Consider the following 4,484-nt stretch of genomic DNA (forward strand, 5'->3'; position numbering starts at 1 on the left):
GGCGGGGGCTGCGCGGCCGGCGCCGCACACGCGGGCCCGGGCTGCTGGTGGGTGCGATCGCGCTGGCCGGGGCCGCCGCGGTGCTCGGCGCCAACGGGACCATCGGCGGCGTGCTGACCGCCACCACCACCGAGCGTCCCGCCGCGGCGGGAGCCCCGCCGGCCCTTCCGAGCGGTGACGCCGAGCGGGAGAACGGCTCGTCGGCGCTGCCCGGCCGGGCCGGCGCGGAGGCGAATGCGGATGGCGGTGCGCAGGCCAGGGCGCGTGAAGTGCGCAGGCCCGCGCCGCCCAAGGCCACCGGCGGCGGGGTGGCCCCCGACGCGAGTCCTGAGGCGGCCGAGCCCGGGCTGGTGCGGGGCACGACCGACCCGGATGACCTGCTGGCGGGCGGTCCCGACCCCGGTGACGTCGCCGGTTACCGGGCCGACGGGCCGTCGCGGCACACGGACCGCGAGGCGGCGGAGTTTTTCCGTACGCGCTGGGGGGCGGACGACAAGGCGCTGAAGCGGCTCAAGGACATCCGCACGGTCGGCGGATATTTGCGCATCTACACCGATCTGCCGGAGTCCGCCGGTAACTCCGCCACCGCACTGACACTCTGCAAGCGCGGCCTCGACTACCTGCGCGCCCGCGGGGTGGCCCGTCCCGTGGTCTTCGTGCAGGCGGAATTCGGAGAGAACGGCAACCCGGTGCTGGCCAACATCCTGGGGCCTTCCGACAGCAGCTGCCGGGTCACGCATCCGGCGCCGGGCTGAGCGGAACCCGGGCTGAGCGGAACCCGGTCTGAGCACCCGTCCGAGCACCGGTCTAGCACCGGTCTAGCGCACTCGCACCCGCGTCTTGGCGCACCGCTCGCACCGCTGCGTCACCACGCGTCCTATGGTCTCGATCGTCACCCAGCGGTGGCGAAGATGGACAAGACGCACACGATTCTCCTACCCGGTGTAGGCGATCGGCACGCACTGTCGTTAGCCGCTCACCCCTTGGGTTCAAGGGTAAGGGAGATCGAGTTGATGCAGTACCGATCATCGGTCGGAGTCGCATAGCCCTCGCCGTGGAACACATGCCCTAGATGGGAGTCGCACCGGGCGCAGCGCACCTCCGTGCGCACCATCCCGAGGCTGCGATCCTCGATGAGCTTCACCGCTTCGGAGCCGGACGGTTCGAAGAAGCTCGGCCAGCCGCAGTGCGACTCGAACTTCGTGTCGGACCGGAAGAGCTCGGCGCCGCAGGCGCGGCACGAGTAGACCCCTTCGGTCTTGGTGTCGACGTACTCCCCCGTGAACGGGCGCTCGGTGCCGGCCTCCCTGAGGACCTGGTACTCCTCGGGTGACAACTGGGCCCGCCACTCGGCCTCGCTCTTGACGACCTTGTCCATGTCTCCAGAGTACGACTTCCGGCAAAAAGAGATCTCCGCCGGGGAAGCATCCTTTCTGGTGCGAATTCGCGTCTTTGTCGGCAAGGGGGTGTTCATCGCCTCCTGCCAAGGGGTGAGATCGTCCGCGGATCCCGCCGAGCGGCACAGCCCACGCCCGTGCTGGCGCCGCCGGGGGATCGCCACGGCCGGCCGGGTGGCGCGCCAGCGCCCGGAACGGCGGCGGACGGTCTGGCGGCCCGTCCCGTCGAGCCCTCGGTCCCGCCACCGAGGAGGCTCCGGGACGGGCCCACCCCGCCTTGTCGGAGGAGGGGAGTAGGTTCTGTGGCATGGCATCGCCGTACATAGAACTCGAGGTGGGGGAGCGGACCGTCAAGGTCACCAACCCCGACAAGGTCTATTTCCCTGGGATCGGCGCCACCAAGCGGGAGCTGGTGGAATATTACGTGAGCGTCGGCGGGGGAGCGCTGCGGGCGCTCAAAGACCGGCCCACCAATCTGAAGCGCCATCCCGACGGCGTGCAGACCGACGCGATCTACCAGAAGCGCATGCCGTCCCGGCATCCCGACTGGCTCCAGTCGGTGACGGTGACGTTCCCGAGCGGGCGCACGGCGCAGTCGCTGCGGGTCACCGAGGTGGCCGCCATCGCCTACAGCGCCAACCTCGGCACCATCGACTTCCACCCGTGGCAGGTGCGCGCCACCGACGTCGAACACCCCGACGAGCTGCGCATCGACCTCGACCCACAGCCTGGGCTGGAGTTCGACGCGGCACGCAAGGCCGCGATCCTCACCCGCGAGGTGCTGGCCGACCTGGGGATGGACGGGTTCGTCAAGACGTCGGGCAACCGCGGCGCCCACATCGCCGTGCGCATCGAGCCGCGCTGGGACTTCATCCAGGTGCGCCACGCCGGCATCGCCCTGGCCAGGGCCGTGGAGGAGCGTGATCCCGGCCTGGTGACCACGGCGTGGTGGAAGGAGGAGCGCGGCGAGCGGGTGTTCATCGACTACAACCAGAACGCCAGAGACCGCACGGTGGCCAGCGCCTACTCCGTCAGGGCCAAGCCGCACGCGCCCGTCTCGACGCCGCTCACCTGGGACGAGCTGGCCGACGCCGACCCCCGCGACTTCGACATCCGCACGGTGCCCGCCCGCTTCGCCGAGCTGGGCGACGTGCACGCGGCCATCGACGACCGCGCCTACTCCATCGAGCCTCTGCTCGACCTCTACGCCAACGACGACCGCGGCGACATGCCCTACCCGCCCAACTACCCGAAAATGCCGGGCGAGCCGATGCGGGTGCAACCAAGCCGAGCCAGGTCCGGCAAGGAGGAATAGACCGTGCGGCCAGTCCGTGTGGGGCCAGTCCGTGCGGCCAGGCTGTGCGCCCATGCGCCCAGGCTGTGCGGCCAGTCCGTGCGGCTGGCTCACGGGCGAGGAACGTCGGTGGCCGGCCGCGGTGTGCGGCGGCGGCGCGTGGCCGGTGCGTCGTAACGGGTCACCGCACGAGATGGTGCGGGGCCAGCTCGCGGATCTCGCCCTTCTCCAGGTAGACGACGTTGCCGGACAGCCCGGCCTGCTCGATGTGGTGGCGGAAGTCGTCCAGCGGCGAGCTGAAAACGGTGTAGTCGTCATAGTGCACGGGCACGACGGTGTGCGGGTGGATCAGGTCCACCCAGGCGGCCCCCTGCTCGCCGTCCATGGTGACCAGCAGCGTGCCGAGCAGCTTCGTGCCGCCCAGGTGCACGACGGCCAGGTCGATGTCGGGGAAGCGACGCGGGATGGCGTCGAGGCGTCGATCGAGCAGGGTGTCGCCGCTGATGTGCATGGTCAGCTCCACCCGCTCGTCTCGGTTGCAGAACTCCAACATCGTGCCGATCACCGGCGGCAGCAGCGCCTCAGCAAGGCCTGTCGCGTGCTTGGCCGGCAGAGCGGTGATCTTCACTAGGCCGCCGGGACCGCGCAGCTCGTGCTGCTGCCACTCCTCCAGGCCCACGCTCGCCCGGAAGCCGCCGCGGCGCAGCCGACCGGCCGCCGCGGTCGTCGTGATGATCGGCGTTGCCTTGTCCAGGCCCCTGCGTGCCACCCGGTCCCAGTGGTCGCCGTGCATGTGGGACAGCACCACCGCGTCGAGCGGCGGCAGGTCCTCGATCTCGACGGCAGGGTCGGCGAGGCGGCGCGAGGCCAGACCGTAGCCGAGATAGGCGAGCTGTCCCCGGTGCAGGAAGTTGGGATCCGTCAGCAGCGTGAAGCCGTTGTAGCGGATCAGCACGGTCGCGTTGCCGATGAACTGCAGGCTGCCCTTCACGGCGGCTCACCCCTGACCTTCAGGACGACGACGTCCCCCCTCGCGCCTTATCTCCTGCCACCACAGGAAGAGCCCAAACCGTTCCCTGAGTGTGGTCTCAGTGATTCGCCCGTGGTGGGCGAAGGTCCCCGTCTGGTCCGGGCAGCGGGTGCACGGTGCGGGGTAGACGTTTGACAGCCACCAGCCCTGCCGCGCGGGGTCTTACGGTCGGTTCGGCGTCCGTTTGGCGTCTCTGGGCCACTCCCGGCGACGGTCTGCTTCACCAGTGAAGCAAGGTTGATCGCGGCATTGTGGTCGCGGTCGATCGACAGGCCGCAGTCCTGGCACACGAACCGGCGCGCCCGCAGTGGCAGCTTGGCTTTCACCGCGCCGCAGGACGGACAGGTCTTGGAGGAAGGAAACCAGCGGTCGGCGACGACGTGCCGCCCTCCGTGCCAGCCGGTCTTGTAGGTGAGCTGGCGGCGGATCTCGCCGAACCCCGCGTCGCCGATGGCGCGGGCCAGCCTGCGGTTGCGGACCATGCCGGCGAGGTTGAGGTCTTCGACCACGATGGTGCCGTAGGTGCGGGCCAGGCGGGTGGTGAGCTGGTGGATGCCGTCGCGGCGCAGTGCCGCCACCCGATGGTGCGCCCGGTTGCGGGCCGCGTCCGCCCGCTGCCACCGTTTCGACGGCGGCCGGCCGGTGCGCCGGTCCGGGCCCTGTCGGCGGGAGACCGTCCGTGACAGCCGCCGCAGCTTACGCGCCGCCGAGTTGAGGTGCCGGGGGTTGGGGACCGGCGGGCTGCCGTCGAAGTACACCGCGA

General features: G+C 70.6%; 5 protein-coding genes. 2 read left to right on the plus strand and 3 right to left on the minus strand.

The genetic code is table 11. The features are described 5' to 3' along the window. Nucleotides 1-755, plus strand: a 755-nt coding sequence (locus E1294_RS53955) for a hypothetical protein (protein WP_220448433.1), incomplete at its 5' end; no start/stop codon positions are given. Between the two features lie 221 nt (nucleotides 756-976). On the opposite strand, the gene msrB is transcribed toward E1294_RS53955, so the two are convergent. Beyond that, nucleotides 977-1,378: a peptide-methionine (R)-S-oxide reductase MsrB gene (gene msrB, locus E1294_RS51105; protein WP_132520334.1), complete on the minus strand. Its 402-nt coding sequence runs from the start codon at nucleotides 1,376-1,378 to the stop codon at nucleotides 977-979. Nucleotides 1,379-1,704: 326 nt separating this feature from the next. Here msrB and ligD point away from each other — a divergent pair, with 326 nt between their 5' ends. Next, a complete protein-coding gene (ligD, locus tag E1294_RS51110; protein WP_132520337.1) occupies nucleotides 1,705-2,712 on the plus strand; it encodes a non-homologous end-joining DNA ligase in 1,008 nt (335 codons plus the stop codon). Nucleotides 2,713-2,872: 160 nt separating this feature from the next. Here ligD and E1294_RS51115 read toward each other — a convergent pair whose 3' ends face one another. Next, nucleotides 2,873-3,682 carry an MBL fold metallo-hydrolase gene (locus E1294_RS51115; protein ID WP_132520340.1) on the minus strand — a complete coding sequence of 270 codons (810 nt, stop codon included), beginning with the start codon at nucleotides 3,680-3,682 and terminating at the stop codon, nucleotides 2,873-2,875. 47 nt (nucleotides 3,683-3,729) lie between these two features. After that, a partial coding sequence (locus tag E1294_RS51120) for an RNA-guided endonuclease TnpB family protein (protein ID WP_220448434.1) occupies nucleotides 3,730-4,484 on the minus strand: 755 nt, incomplete at its 5' end.

Origin of the sequence: Nonomuraea diastatica (genome assembly GCF_004349015.1) — a bacterium.
GTDB lineage: Bacteria > Actinomycetota > Actinomycetes > Streptosporangiales > Streptosporangiaceae > Nonomuraea > Nonomuraea diastatica.